9 protein-coding genes are annotated in these 14,354 nt (G+C 61.8%); all 9 read left to right on the top strand.

Going from position 1 to position 14,354, the window contains the following annotated elements; translation table 11 throughout:
- Positions 1–36 precede the first annotated feature (36 nt).
- The 9 genes from HX898_RS18080 (at position 37) to ligD (ending at position 14,346) form a co-directional block, all read left to right on the top strand.
- Positions 37–1,530: a sulfatase gene (locus tag HX898_RS18080; protein ID WP_180195301.1), complete on the top strand. Its 1,494-nt coding sequence runs from the start codon at positions 37–39 to the stop codon at positions 1,528–1,530.
- A 444-nt stretch (positions 1,531–1,974) separates the two neighbouring features.
- Complete coding sequence (locus HX898_RS18085; protein WP_180195302.1) at positions 1,975–3,189, top strand: MFS transporter; 1,215 nt, start codon at positions 1,975–1,977, stop codon at positions 3,187–3,189.
- 596 nt (positions 3,190–3,785) lie between these two features.
- The gene (locus HX898_RS18090) at positions 3,786–8,264 is read left to right on the top strand and encodes a caspase family protein (RefSeq protein ID WP_348649465.1); all 4,479 of its coding nucleotides are present in this window, start codon (positions 3,786–3,788) and stop codon (positions 8,262–8,264) included.
- Positions 8,265–8,307: 43 nt separating this feature from the next.
- Positions 8,308–8,691 carry a hypothetical protein gene (locus tag HX898_RS18095; protein WP_017992140.1) on the top strand — a complete coding sequence of 128 codons (384 nt, stop codon included), beginning with the start codon at positions 8,308–8,310 and terminating at the stop codon, positions 8,689–8,691.
- Entirely contained in the window at positions 8,688–9,278 is a 591-nt protein-coding gene (locus tag HX898_RS18100; protein WP_180195305.1) for a hypothetical protein, read from the top strand. The genes HX898_RS18095 and HX898_RS18100 overlap by 4 nt, the downstream gene beginning before the upstream one ends.
- Positions 9,279–9,393: 115 nt before the next feature.
- On the top strand, positions 9,394–10,188 hold the full coding sequence (locus HX898_RS18105) for an SDR family NAD(P)-dependent oxidoreductase (RefSeq protein ID WP_180195306.1): 795 nt from the start codon (positions 9,394–9,396) through the stop codon (positions 10,186–10,188).
- A gap of 103 nt (positions 10,189–10,291) precedes the next feature.
- The gene (gene glgX, locus HX898_RS18110) at positions 10,292–12,448 is read left to right on the top strand and encodes a glycogen debranching protein GlgX (protein WP_180195307.1); all 2,157 of its coding nucleotides are present in this window, start codon (positions 10,292–10,294) and stop codon (positions 12,446–12,448) included.
- A gap of 15 nt (positions 12,449–12,463) precedes the next feature.
- A complete protein-coding gene (locus HX898_RS18115) occupies positions 12,464–13,471 on the top strand; it encodes a DNA topoisomerase IB (protein ID WP_180195308.1) in 1,008 nt (335 codons plus the stop codon).
- Positions 13,468–14,346, top strand: coding sequence for a non-homologous end-joining DNA ligase (gene ligD, locus HX898_RS18120; protein WP_180195309.1), 879 nt, complete (start codon positions 13,468–13,470; stop codon positions 14,344–14,346). The genes HX898_RS18115 and ligD overlap by 4 nt, the downstream gene beginning before the upstream one ends.
- Positions 14,347–14,354 lie beyond the last annotated feature (8 nt).

The raw sequence follows: 14,354 nt of genomic DNA on the forward strand, positions 1-14,354 counted from the left end.
GTGTGAACGCCTCGAACGAACATCGAAGGTCCTTCCATGAACATCATACTCGTGCTTATCGACAGCGTTAACCGCAATGCTCTCTCGGCCTATGGCGGAACCGAGTTCGCGACGCCGAACCTTCAGTCTTTCGCCAAAAAGGCGTGGCGTTTCGACAATCACTTTGTCGGAAGCCTGCCCTGCATGCCGGCGCGGCGTGAGATTTTTGCCGGGTTCAGCGGCATGCAATGGCGTCCTTGGGGACCGCTCGAACCCTTCGACCTACGCCTGCCGAAACTGCTGGAGAGTGCGGGTTACACAACCGCGATCGTCACCGATCACTATCACTACTGGGAGGAGTCGGCGAACGGCTACATCCAGAGCTTCCAGGGCGCGGAATTCATTCGAGGGCACGAGCTGGATTTCTGGGAGCCGCTCGTGCCTGAGGCAGATCTGCCGCAATGGGTGCACAATATCGAAAAATGGCGCCCGGGTTATGGTCACCGCTACTTCTCGAATGTCGCAAACTTCAAGGATGAGGCCGATTTCTTTCCTGCCAAGGTGATGACATCAGCGAGCGAATGGCTCGCCAAACCGAAGACCGGAAAGCCGTTCTTCCTGCAGGTCGAGTCCTTCGACGTGCATGAGCCCTTCGATGTCCCGGAGCCCTATGCCTCGATGTACGGCGACGGTGCGGCGCGAGACCGCTTTACGTTGTGGCCGCCCTATCAGGATGCGGCGCGCCAGGCGGGGTTCATGAGCCAGGCGAGCCCCGAGGAGCTGGCGTTCGTTCGCTCCCAGTATGGCGCCAAACTGACGATGACGGACCGGTGGCTGGGCAAGCTGTTCACCACCCTGGACGAACTGCAGCTCTGGGACGACACGGCCGTTATCGTCACCACCGATCATGGACATGATCTCGGTGAACGGGGCGGCTATGGCAAGCAATTCCCGCATTTCGACAGCCACGCGAACATTCCGCTGCTCGTCTGGCACCCCGGCCTCCAAGCCAATGGCGGCGCGATTGAAAATCTGACGTCGACCGTCGACCTCTTCGCCTCAATCCTGGCGATCGCCGGCGTCGAGCCGCCACGACAGACGCACTCGCATTCATTTCTGCCGCTTCTCAAGGGCGAGATCGGCAACGCGCGGAACGCCGTCATTTACGGGACATTCGGGCAAGGCATCTGCTGCACCGATGGCGAATGGACGCTGATCCAGCCACCGGATCGCGACAAGCCGCTTTACGCCTACTCGACAATGGTACCAACCACCATCGAGCCGCAGGACAAGCCCGTCGATCATGGGCGCTACATTCCCGGTATCGACATGCCGCAATGGAAAATTCCCATCACTCCCGACGGCCCCGGAGACCGGCGGAACCTCGACAGCCAGCCGCTGCTATTTAATCGACGCTCTGATCCAGAGCAGAAGCGAGACCTCTGGCAGGACCGACCTGAAGAGCGAGAACGAATGCTGCGTCTTATGCGGCAAGTCATCGAACGGTATGGTGCACCGGCCGAACTGTTCCAGAGACTGGGATTGGACTAGAGCCTTTCCTGGTCAGATTGTAGCATTCTGCCGGAGCAGGTTTTCGTCAGGGCAGAGGCGATTGGCGAAGGGCATACCTCTTGGTACGTCCGAGCCGATCGCCTCTGCCCTGGCGCAAAGATGCCCGGCCCTTCGGGTTGGCTGAAACGGGCCGGCTGATCGACCGGCCGGCTTGGCCGTAGAGCTTGGCTACGACGCGCGCCGGCCGGTCGACCATCCGACTCCGTTTGAGCCAACAGAATGTTGCAATCTGACCAGGAAAGGCTCTAGCTTCGAGGATCAGAGCGCATCGCCGATAGGGCCATCGCCGGTTCGACACAAAAAAAGATGTGAGTGCGCTGTCGAATCCGCCGCGGCCCAAACGTCTTGAGATCGCAGGCACGAAATGCGGTAGGCTTGCCGCATGCGTCGCGGTCACTCTGTCGGCATGGAGGTTATGAAGCCATGGGTGTTTCCTATCGTTGGGTCATCGTCGCCGCGGGCGCATTGATGACATGCGTCGCGCTCGGCGCGATGTTCTCGCTGGCGATTTTCCAGGAGCCGATCGCGACGGCGACCGGCTGGTCGCATGTCGGCATAGCGAGCGCGATGACGCTGAACTTCATCGTCATGGGTTTCGGCGGCTTCTTCTGGGGGGCGGCAAGCGATCGCTTCGGCCCGCGCGTCGTCGTGCTGATAGGCTCCGTGCTGCTCGGTCTGGCGCTGGTGCTGGCGAGCCGGGCCGAGACGCTGCTGCAGTTCCAATTGACCTACGGCATTCTTGTCGGACTGGCGGCAAGCACGTTTTTCGCGCCGATGATCGCGGCGACGACCGCCTGGTTCGACGAAAACCGCGGGCTTGCGGTGTCGCTGGTCTCCGCCGGCATGGGCGTCGCGCCGATGACAATCTCCCCTTTCGCGCGCTGGCTGATCTCGGCCTATGAATGGCGGCCGGCCATGCTGATCATCGGCGTTGCCGCCTGGGTGCTGCTGGTGCCGGCCGCGCTGCTGGTCAGGCGCCCACCTGCCGAGACCAATGACACCGGAACCGAGTTCGCGGCCGACGGCGCTCGGCCGCAACTGTCTAAAGTCTTTCGATCGCCGCAATTCATCGTGCTTGGCCTGACCTTCTTCGCCTGCTGCGCGGCGCATTCCGGGCCGATCTTCCACATGGTGAACTATGCGACGATCTGCGGCGTCGCACCGATGGCGGCCGTCAGCATCTACAGCGTCGAGGGCCTGGCGGGACTGGGCGGCCGATTGCTCTATGGCAGCCTTGCCGACAGGATCGGGGTGAAGCCGGTGCTCGTCGCGGGCCTGCTGGTGCAGGCGGCAGCCCTTGCGACCTATCTCTTCGTCAGCCAGCTCGGCGAATTCTACGCGCTCGCAATCGTCTTCGGCAGTGCCTATGGCGGTGTGATGCCGCTCTATGCCGTGCTGGCGCGTGAATATTTCGGGCCGCGTATCATCGGCACGGTCTTCGGTGCGGCGACGATGCTCTCCAGCCTCGGCATGGCCTTCGGCCCTCTCATCGGCGGCTGGATATTCGACACCTTCGCCAATTATTCCTGGCTGTTCATCGGCTCCGCGATGGTCGGGCTGGGGGCTGCGGCGATAGCGCTCGCGTTCCCGCCTCTCGCCCGCCAGAAACCGCAGCCGGCCTTCGGCATGGCGCCGTAACAGGCGCCTTGCCAATCCTCACGGGCGGTATCGAGAGTGGACATCGGTGACGACGCCCACTCAAGGTTTTCGCATCGTCGCGATTTTTGCCGCCAAATCGCCAACACCGCAGGCTGCACAGTCGCCTCCACCGTAACAAATGGACGACGAGGCCGGACCGCGATCATTCAGATCCGCTGGCTTGTGTGCCATTCTGGATGGCGAAAGAACAAAGCGTTACAAGGCAAGGAATAACTTGATTCACGCAAAAGTAGAGTTCGTATTGGTGTAGTAGCGGACGATGCGGCGACGCTCTCTGCTAGGGAAGTAACGGCTAAGACGCGCCAATCCTTAAATATTCACTTGAGGAACCCTCAGTTCTTCGGCAGTATACTGTTTATTAACTTTTGGCTGGGGGCCATGCTGCAGCAATGAGGGTTATAGGGATTGCTCTGGCATGTGTCATGTTGCTGTCGCAGCCGGCTCTGGCGCAGTCTCCTCTCGACGTCATCAGGAGCTTGACCGACGGCGTCACGCGTGATGCTGCGCCACCAGATGCTGGTCGCCGAACGTCTAAACCGATACCGACTCTTCGGTCGCAGCTGACAAGGTCGCAAGTGCAACGCCTGCAGCGTGCCCTGGAAGCGCTCGGTTACTATCATGGTCCGATCGACGGAGATGCCGGGGTCGAGACGTGGAGTTCGGTTATAGCGTGGGCACGCGACCGGGGATGGGAGGCTCCAACAACCCTCCGTGTCGCGCATCTCAATTCCCTGGAAGCTGAACGCGCGCAGGGACAGGTTGCAGAACAGGATCGTCCAAGCTCTGGTCCAGAAGATGGGACTGTTCGTCGCGTTCAAACGGCCCTCTCACGGCTCGGCTACTATTCGGGGCCGGTGAATGGGCAGACAGACCAAGCGACCATGGCTGCGATGGCGGCCTGGGCGGCGGATCGGAGCTGGGAAGCCCCCGCATCGATCCGCGAGGCACATGCCGTCAACATGGAGGAGGAGCTCTCCCATAGGACAGGCCCGGTTGTCGGCGATGCGGTCTTGCCACCGTGGCAGCCGGACGACACCGGGATCGGGAGCAAAATCTGCGCCTCCACCGGCTACAGCAAGGTCTGCCTTCGTCTTGCCTGCGATGCCGAAGCCGGTGTGGTCCTTGATTTAGAAGAGGTGGCGGGCTACTCGACACCGTCGGGCTCTGGCGCGGGTCTGACGGTGGATCGAGGCCCTGAGGCAACGCTTCCCCTCGATGGCATCCGCAAGAGACCGGTCCTCGATGCCGCTCGTGATGCAGCGCTCATCGCCCGCCTTTCCTCCGGGCGGTCGCTGAACCTCAAGTTGGGGACATGGTCGATGTCCTTCGGTCTCGCGCAATTCGGCCCCGAATACGACCGGGTTGGAAAGGCATGTGCTACCCTCGTCGCCCGGCTCCGTAGCGGCCAGGATCCCTACCCTGGGCAGTTCGCCCGCCTTGCCGACGAACTGGCCGAGGTCACCGCGTCCGAAGGAACGTGGACCTCGCAGCCGAATACGGATCTTGCTGGCAATGACATTCGACATGGGCTGGCCGATCCGCTTCTGCGTGGCCTGACGGAAGGCGAATGTATGGCGATCTGCTCGGAAACTGACATGTGCCGGGCCTATACGTTCAACCCGAGCGGCGGGGCATGTTTCCTGAAGTCCGAAAAGGGCTCGCCCAAACCCTACGCAGCCGGAAAGAGCGGCGTTTTCGATGGCCGGAAAGCGGGTTTAGCACCTCCGCCCACCCGCGGACCGGGACCGATCGTCGATGGAGCGGTCGGGTGGCACGAGGGCGAGACACTGGAGGGCTTTCAGGCTCGCGTAAAACAAGCTGCTCGCAGGCTCGGCCGGTCATGCGACGAGGAGAAGGAGACGCTCCGGCGTCTGGCCGAAAAATTCCAATGGACACTGCCGCATCAGGGACCGCTCCGCGCGGGAAACAGCTTTGCGATCGAGTGGTCGGGCAACACGCTCGAAGATCGCATACCGGTTTGGTTCATGGTCAAAGCAGAACAGCCCGTCCGTTTTAAAGGCAAGGGGCATGTCGCGTTGGGTCCTGACGCGCCCAATCCGTTCGCGATCAAAAACGGTCTCGGCCAGACACGCGCCATGGTCGCCCTGGCGACGCGTGGTGCCGCAGCGAGTGGTTCAGTTTCAACCATTCCGCTGCAAGCGGGGCCTTTGAACCTATCCGTTACGTTGGTGGGTTATCTGCGCGCCTGCGAGGAGGAGATCGTTCTGAAGGAAGAATCGGAGCGGCTCGAAATCGCACCGGCGCCTGCTGAGATCGTCCTCAACACCGCCGAGGGCCGCGCGGCGTTCACACATAGCATCGATGTCCCTAAATTCTCCCGCCGCATCCTCCTCAACGATACCCGCTTTCTTCTGCTGGATGCGGCAAGCGGGACGGAAATCGTCGAGCGGGCAGGCACACACCTGCAGATCTCGCCGACCCACCGCTTCATCGGCGTCGAGCATAATGGCCGGCTCGACATCGTCGACATGGTCGATGGGCATACGGCTGCGACAGCGGATGCCGGCGACCTTCGCTGGGCGCTCGGCGACAGCGTCGTCTTCACCACGCTCGCGCCTTGGGCGGAGGTGAATTTTTCCTCCACCTTCGGTGATCATTTGCGCATACGGGAGCAGATTACCGGGCCGTCTTGCTGCACCGCGGAACGCGGTCAGACGCGCGTGGCGATCGATCTGGAGAATGCCGCCTACGCCATCTGGGGTGGCGCCGGCTACCGCGTTGGTGCGCTCCAGAACCCGGATTACGCCTCGACGGCAAATTCCTCCGGCGCTTACAGTTCTCAAGGTGGCGAGACCATTCCCCTTCATTTTCATATGTTCTGGTCGCTTGGCATGGTGTCGCCCGTCAGTGTCGCTCGGGAATTCGATGTTGCCGGCGGCTTCAAGACGACCAGTACCTGGGAAGACTGGGAGGTCGCGGACGCCGACAGCCGCCGCCCCCGCGATTTTACGGAGAGCCTGTCGCGCACATTGGGCAAAATTGAGCTTCAGGCAGTCATGATCGATACGGCCGTGGCATCGAACGACCAAGGCTCCATCAGAGCCGGCAACGACACACCTCTCGCCGCTGCCTTGCCCGAACAACTCTTGCGCCTCGGCGTCGCGCTCGATCCAATGGTCGACGGTGAACGCCTCGTCGCGTCCTACGCGGCAGGTGAGAATAACGACCTTCACGCGCTTGATCGTGACAAGCGGCTGAAACGATCCGCAGAGGCGATGGGGCGCTTCCGCCGCGAGGCGGAGCGTGCGGGCTGGCGCTTCGACTGGGCTCTGCCCGTCGGGGACGAGGGTCCGATCTCCGACTGTGAACATCTTCTGCTCGGAGAATCCTCGAACACGGGGGGCACGGGCTCGCTGTTAGCGCCTCGCGATGTTGTCGAGGTCTCGACGGTCCGCACGTCTCGCGGGGCAGTATGGGTGGCGCGTGCGGAGTGTGTCGCGGGCGCGACGTTCGGGAGCCTCAGGCCCTATGCTGCTTTTTACGTCATGGATATCGCGCGCGCCGCGCCGGCGGCGAGTGCGGCACTTCAGGCGGAAGGCGCATTTTTCTTCGAAAACAATGCCCATCGTCTGTGGTACCAGCACCCTTTTCGTATCAAAGCCAATGACGACCTGCTGCTGACCTATGCGCCCGGCAACGGCGTCATTACTGTGCGTGACCGCGCAACACAGAAGTTCCTCTGGATCGGCGAGAATCTTCCGAATGGCGACCTCCTCGTCGAGGCCTGGTTGACGAAAGACCGTCGCCATGCGGTGCAACTTAATTCTGACGGCAACTTCTATATTCACGCCATTCTGGACGATAGGCCGTCGCTCCTGTCCGGGCGCATCGCCGACGACGAGATCGCGGTCTGGACCAAGGACTACTTTTACGACGCGACAGCCGAGGCCGCTGCCCTCATCGATCTGAAGTTTCCCGGTAGGGTTGGACAGTATAGTCTCGACCGGTTCGGCACGGCGCGCCTGGTCCCAGATCTGGCGCGCGCTGTCCTTGATCGCGGGCAGACGCCGCAGGCCGTCTCCGAGGTGGGCGTACCGCCGTCGTTGACAGGCGAGATCGCGCTCGAGGAAAACGGCGGTCGCGTAAGAGCCGTATTGCACTTCGATCCGGCAGAGACGGTGCATATGTCCGTTTTTCAGGACGGTGTGCTGACCGAAACGGTTGATGCGGCCACCGTCGGAAATGCAGTGTCGTTCGAGAGGCTCAAGGACGCGCGTTGGGTGTCGGTCATCGGATTCAATTCTGCGGGCCTGGCGAGCCTCCCGGTATCGGCTGATCTCGGCGAGCCTCTTGCGCGCCGTGCGGTCACCCGCGCGCTCGTCATCGGAGTGAACACTTACGAGGATGAGCGTCTCCGTTCGCTCAATTACCCTCTGCGCGATGCAGGCACGGTGCTCGAAACGCTGACCGAGCCGCTTGGCAAGGAGCCACCGTTCCTCGGCGAGGTAGGGCCGAAGGACAGGCGGGCCACACCCGAGGCCATCCTGGAGGCGACGGCGCGACTGCTGGACGGGCTGGCCCGTGGGGACCACGCGGTCCTGTTTCTGGCCGGCCATGGCATGCAGGACCGCAATGGGCGTTTCTATTTCGCGACGTCGGCCACCGATCCAACGGATCTCGAACACACAGCCTTGCCTTTCGACCGGCTGGCCGCGCTGTTCGAAAGGACCGAGGCGCGCATCACCATCCTACTTGACGCCTGCCACTCCGGCGCCGCGGGGGCCGGGTCTTTCACCACCAACGACGATCTCGCCAACAGCCTCGCCGCCCTCAGGTCCAATCTCACCGTTCTCGCCGCTGCGAAGGGGCGACAGGAGTCGCTCGGGCGGCGCGAGGTCGGGGGCCTGTTCACCAACGCGATCGTTACCGTCCTTGGAAAGAAACGCGATCGTTATGACCACAACCATAATGGTCGCATCGAGGCCTCCGAACTGTATCGCGGCGTCAAGACGCTGGTTTTCGCGGCGAGCGACGGCAAGCAGACACCCTGGATCATCAACAGCCGACTGGTGGGAGACTATGCCCTCTTTTAGATTCCGCGACGCCTATGGAACGGTTGCGGCCCTGGCAGCTGCCATGCTGCTTCTCGCACCTGCCGCCGCCGGTGCCGCGTGCCTCATCTGTGACGAGGTCGTCGAGCTCGATGGGGTAAGGGCAAAATGCTTCCGTCAGGACTATGAAAAGTTTCTTTCAACCGCCCGGAGCGCGGAAACGAGCAATGCGGAGGTCGATCTCTCCGCCTGCGCCGGGGACGACGGACGCGAACGCCGCGGTCTTGATCGGATGCCCGGGCTATTACCGCCCGGCAGTGAATCCACCGCCCGGAACCAGCGCGAGCTACGCTCGGTCTACATCTTCGACGAGGCAAGCCTTGTTTGCCTCAAGCGATTGCTGGATGGGCACGAAGGCACGATCGATCCGTCGGTGCGGTTCGATCTGGTCGAGAACTGCAAGCCATGAGCCAGCCATCATCCAAGCGGCGGGACGGGCTCTCGTTCTTTTACGTTTCGGATGCCGGCTGGTCGCTTCTGAGCAGCATTGTCACCGTGGTGACCTTCGTCGGCGCGGTGGGGGGTATCTTTTGGGCAGTCTTCGAGTACCGCGAGAACCAGGAGACCGAACGCACGAAATATACGCTCACTCTCATCGAGACCTGGGAAACGCAGGGCTATCGGCAAGCCTATGGTGAACTTCGTAAGTTCTACACGGCGTTCATCGAGACGGTCCCGCCCGCCGACAGGAGGACGGCCGAGACGAGCCGACACGCCAGGGACAACCTTCTGCAGTTCTTCAACCGTCGGATTGCGCAGGAGCCTGCGCGCCAGGAGCAAGTCAGGGAGGTCGTCTATTTCTTCAACCGGCTTGGTCTCTGCGTGAGCGCGTCGCTCTGCTCCAAGGAAACAACGGCAGTCTTCTTCAATGATACTGTGCAGTCTTTCCTTGACGTTTATGGCCCTTACATCGAAAGCAACAAGGAAACTTTTCCTGGCCGGGGCGCGACACTTGTCGATCTCTCTCGGGAGCTCAATCCCGCTGGTCGGGACTAGGCACCATGCGAATCTCGCTCTTTCGTGCATTGCCCTTCATCGATTTCCCCTGATAAGACTTCTCCTATTCGTTTCATCACCTATGTCCTTGGTTTTTCGGGAGGCAATCGTCGCCATGGTCGAACTTGCGCAATCGCTCGCATCCATAAAACTGCCGGACCTGTCCGGCAAGGCCGTGCTGATCACCGGCGCCTCGACCGGGATTGGCGCGGCACTCGCCCGCGCCTTTGCCGCTCAAGGGGCCAAGGTCGGTGTGCATTACAATGCCAGCCGCGAACCGGCGGAAAAACTTGCCGAGGAGATCCGGGTTGCCGGCGGCACCGTGCATCTGATCCAAGGCGACGTGTCGAGGGAAGGCGAGACCGAGCGTGTCGTCGAGGAGACGGCGAAGACCTTCGGTCATCTCGACGGGCTCATCAACAATGCCGGCGGCATGCTGGGGCGCAAGCCGACCTCGGAATATACCGACGCGCACTATGCCGCGGTCATGGACCTCAACGCCCGCTCGGTGCTGGCGGCCACGCGTGCGGCGCATCCTTGGCTGAAGAAGCAAGGTGGCTTCATCATCAACACCACCTCGATCGCCGCGCGCAATGGCGGCGGCAATGGTGCGATCCTCTATGCGGCGTCCAAGGGCTTCGTCTCGACGATCACGCGCGGTCATGCCAAGGAATTCGTCGCCGACAGGATCCGCGTCAACGCGGTGGCGCCGGGCGTTATCGCGACACCCTTCCACGAGCGTTATACCAATGACGAGCAGATGGAGCTGCAGCGCAAGTCGATCCCGATGGGTTTTGTCGGCACGTCGGAAGATTGTGTCGGCGCCTATCTCTTCCTCGCCTCGCCGACACTGTCTGGCTACATCACCGGCCAGATCATCGAGGTCAATGGCGGCCAGCTGATGCCATAGGCCCTTTCTTCGGCGCGCAACATCGTTCCCTTTTCCCTTTCACGAGGGAACTTTCGAACCGCCGTTACGTTATCCGCTTGGTCTTTTTACCAAGCGGGGCACCATGAGCTTTTCATTTTCGGAACTCGACTTCCTCAAGCCGGAGCTCGGGGCGGAATATATTGGCTCGGGCACCCATTTCGCCATTTTCTCGGCCCATGCGGAACAGATTGAGCTCTGCCTCTTCTCGCCTGATGGAAAGAAGGAGGTCGCCCGGTTGCCGCTGCCGAAGCGCGAAGGCGACATCTGGTCGGGCTATATTGCCGGCGTCGGACCGGGCACGGTCTACGGCTATCGCGCGCATGGTCCCTACGATCCTGCCGCCGGCCATCGCTTCAATCCGAACAAACTGCTGCTCGATCCCTATGCCAAACAGGTGACGGGCGAGCTTAAATGGGACGATGCGCTGTTCGGTTATCAGATTGGCGAGGACGACCTTTCCTTCGACGAGCGCGACAGCGCGCCCTTCATGGTCAAGGGCGTGGTGCAGGACCCGGACTTCGACTGGGCGGGTGAAGAGGCGATCCGCCGTCCTTGGCCCGACACCATCATCTACGAGGCGCATGTGCGCGGCCTGACGATGACGCATCCAAAGGTGCCCGACCGGCTGCGCGGCACCTTTCTCGGCATGTGCAGCGATCCGATCATCGACCATCTCGTCAAGCTCGGCATCTCGGCGATCGAGCTTCTGCCGATCCAATATTTCCTCGACGATCGTTATCTCCTGGAAAACAACCTACGCAACTACTGGGGCTATCAGACACTCGGCTTCTTCGCGCCGCAATCGCGCTACATGTCCGGCGACAAGATCACCGAAATCAAGACCATGGTGAAGAAGTTCCATGCCGCCGGCATCGAAGTCATCATGGACGTGGTCTACAATCATACCGCGGAAGGCAGCGAGAAAGGACCGACGCTGTCCTTCCGCGGGCTCGACAATGCAAGCTATTACATTCTCTCCCCCGACGATCCGCGCCATACGTTCGATACGACGGGCACCGGCAATACGCTGAATGTTGCCAACCCGATGGTGATGCGCATGGTGCTCGACAGCTTGCGCTACTGGGTGGGTGTCATGCATATCGATGGCTTCCGCTTCGATCTCGCCAGCACGCTCGGGCGGCAGGATCTGGAATTCGACCGCCAGGGCGGCTTCTTCGGCGCCATAAGGCAGGATCCGATGCTGTCGGGCGTCAAGCTGATCGCCGAGCCCTGGGATATCGGCGAGGGCGGTTATCAGGTCGGCGGCTTCCCGCATCCGTTCCGCGAGTGGAACGACAAGTTCCGCGACGACGTGCGCCGTTTCTGGAAGGGTGATGGCGGCATGGTGTCAGAGGTGGCGGCGCGCGTCACCGGCTCGGCGCTGCAGTTCAACCATTCCGACCGAGGAGCGACCTCCTCGATCAATCTTCTGTCGGCCCATGACGGCTTCACGCTGATGGACACGGTCTCCTTCAACGACAAGCACAACGAGGCGAACGGCGAGGATAACCGGGACGGCCATTCGGATAATCATTCCGACAATATGGGTGCCGAGGGTGCGACCGATAATGCCGATATCAACGCCGCGCGGGCACGGCGGCGCCGCAACATGATGGCGACGCTGATGCTCTCCCAGGGCGTGCCGATGATCCTGGCCGGCGACGAGCTCGGCAACAGCCAGGACGGCAACAATAACGCCTATTGCCAGGACAACGAAATCGGCTGGACCGATTGGGCAGGGCTCGACGATCCTTTCCTCGATTTCTGCCGGCAGGCCGTCGCCTTCCGCAAGGCCCATCCCGTTCTGCGGCAGGAGCGGTTCCTGACCGGCGAAACCGGCGAGGACGGCCGCATCGAGATCGCCTGGTACAGACCGGACGGCGGCTTCATGGATGACGATGCCTGGAACGATGATGAGCTGCGGGTGCTCGGCGTCTATCTCTCGAAGAGCGCGAATGCGCCCGAGACCGAGACGATGGATGACCTCTTCCTCATCTTCAATGCCGGCGGCGACTGCGAATTCCACGTGCCGGAGGTAAATGGACTGACGAAATGGTCGCGGATTGCCGACACCGGGGCGGAGAGGGATGCTTTCAAGGTTCGCGATCAGGATAATCCGGTCATGGTCTATGCCCAGAGCGTGGCCGTCTTTGCGCCGGAGGGACAGACCGAGCCGCTGAAGGACATGACCAAGGCCGGGCGCCGGTGGTGGTTCCAGTTCGGCCGCAGGAGCAAGTAACGGGTCGCAGAGAACATGAATGCCGAAGCCATCACCGACCTTGGTCTCGTCTATGTCAGCGATACCGAACCAGGCATCCGCAGACGAAGGAAGGGTAAGGGTTTCAGCTATGTGATGCCCGACGGCACGACCCTTGCCGACGAATTGCAGCGGGCGCGCATCGGCGCGCTCGGTCTGCCGCCGGCCTATGAAAATGTCTGGATCTGCCTCCACGACAACGGCCATCTGCAGGCGACCGGCTTCGATGCGCGCGGGCGCAAGCAATACCGCTACCATAAGGAATGGCAGTCCTTCCGAAGCGCGGGCAAATTCCATCAGCTGATCGAGTTCGGCCGGGCCCTGCCTCGGATACGCCGCACCGTGCTGCGGCATCTCGACACCGGTGCGGAGGATGTCAACGGCGTGCTGGCGGCTTTAACGACGCTGCTCGACGAGGCGCACTTACGCGTCGGCAACCAGGCCTATGTCAGGGAGAACGGCACCTATGGCGCAACGACGCTGCTGAAGCGGCACCTGAAGATCGTCGACGGGCAGATCGAGCTGAAATTCCGCGCCAAGGGCGGCAAGCGTGTCCGGCGCAGCCTCAAGCACCCCAGGCTGCAGAAGATCCTGGAGGAGATAGCCGACCTGCCCGGCCGCCAGCTCTTCGTCTGGAAGGATGAAAGCGGGGCGCTGAAGCCAATCGATTCCGGACGGCTGAATGCCTATCTGGCCGAGCTATCGGGCATTCCCATTTCGGCGAAAACCTTCCGCACCTGGGCCGGATCGCTGGCGGCCTTCGGAGCGGCGCGCGAGGCGATCCTCAGTGGCGGCCGGCCGACGGTCAAGCAGATGTCTGAAGCCGCGGCCGAGGCGCTGCACAACACACCGGCGATCTCGCGCTCGAGCTATATCCATCCCGCGATCATCGCGCTCGCCGGCAACGATCATCCGCTGATGGAGAGCGGCAACGAGCCGCTTCGGGGCTTGCGGGCCGAGGAAAACAGGCTACTTGATTTCCTCACAAGCGAGATCGAAGAATGAGCCCCAGACAACCACCGGCATCTGATGTATCGCTGACCCATCCCGAGCGGCTCTACTGGCCGGATGAGGGCGTGACCAAGCAGGCGCTGGCGGATTACTACGCCGCGGTGTGGCCATTTATGGCGCCTTATGTCGTCAACCGGCCCTTAGCACTGTTGCGCCTGCCGGACGGGATAAAAAGCCACCAGCGGTTTTTCCAGAAACATGCTTGGAAGGGCATGAATCCGCATATCGAGGAGATCGCCGATCCTGAGGATCCGGACGGCGAAAAGCTTCTGCGCATCGGCGATTTCGACGGTCTTGTGGCGCTGGTGCAGTCGGCCGTGCTCGAAATTCATCCCTGGGGCACGACGGCCGACAATTGGGAAAGACCCGATATGATCACTATGGACCTCGATCCCGGCGAGGACGTGACCTGGAGCGCTGTCATAACCGCAGCGCTTGAATTGAAGACGCGGCTGGAAGCGCGTGGCCTGGCTGCCTTCGTCAAGACGTCGGGCGGCAAGGGGCTGCATGTGGTAGCGCCGCTTGCGCCGAAGGCCGGCTGGGCGGAGGTGAAGGATTTCGCCCATTCACTGGCCGAAAGCATGTTGTCCGACGCGCCGGAGAAATATCTGGCAACCGCGACGAAGGCAAAACGCGGTGGGCATATCTACATCGACTATCTCCGCAACGGCCGCGGCAACACGGCAGTCGCGGCCTATTCGACGCGGGCGCGATCGGGTGCGCCGGTTTCGATGCCGCTGGATTGGTCGGAATTGAACGAGGTGAGCGGTCCCGCCGCTTTCACGCTCGGAAACGTGCCGCAACGGTTGGAGACCCAGCCGAGAGACCCGTGGGGAAATTTCTTCGATGCGGCGGTGCCGCTCGAATGAACGGCTCT

The organism is Rhizobium sp. WYCCWR 11128 (assembly GCF_013416305.1).
GTDB classification, from domain to species: domain Bacteria; phylum Pseudomonadota; class Alphaproteobacteria; order Rhizobiales; family Rhizobiaceae; genus Rhizobium; species Rhizobium indicum.

Excerpts from the sequence above, each read along its gene's own strand:
- HX898_RS18115 (WP_180195308.1), top strand. The coding sequence starts at position 12,464 with ATGAATGCCGAAGCCATCACCGACCTTGGTCTCGTCTATGTCAGCGAT.
- HX898_RS18105 (WP_180195306.1), top strand. The coding sequence starts at position 9,394 with ATGGTCGAACTTGCGCAATCGCTCGCATCCATAAAACTGCCGGACCTG.
- HX898_RS18080 (WP_180195301.1), top strand. The coding sequence starts at position 37 with ATGAACATCATACTCGTGCTTATCGACAGCGTTAACCGCAATGCTCTC.
- HX898_RS18100 (WP_180195305.1), top strand. The coding sequence starts at position 8,688 with ATGAGCCAGCCATCATCCAAGCGGCGGGACGGGCTCTCGTTCTTTTAC.
- HX898_RS18085 (WP_180195302.1), top strand. The coding sequence starts at position 1,975 with ATGGGTGTTTCCTATCGTTGGGTCATCGTCGCCGCGGGCGCATTGATG.
- ligD (WP_180195309.1), top strand. The coding sequence starts at position 13,468 with ATGAGCCCCAGACAACCACCGGCATCTGATGTATCGCTGACCCATCCC.
- HX898_RS18095 (WP_017992140.1), top strand. The coding sequence starts at position 8,308 with ATGCTGCTTCTCGCACCTGCCGCCGCCGGTGCCGCGTGCCTCATCTGT.
- glgX (WP_180195307.1), top strand. The coding sequence starts at position 10,292 with ATGAGCTTTTCATTTTCGGAACTCGACTTCCTCAAGCCGGAGCTCGGG.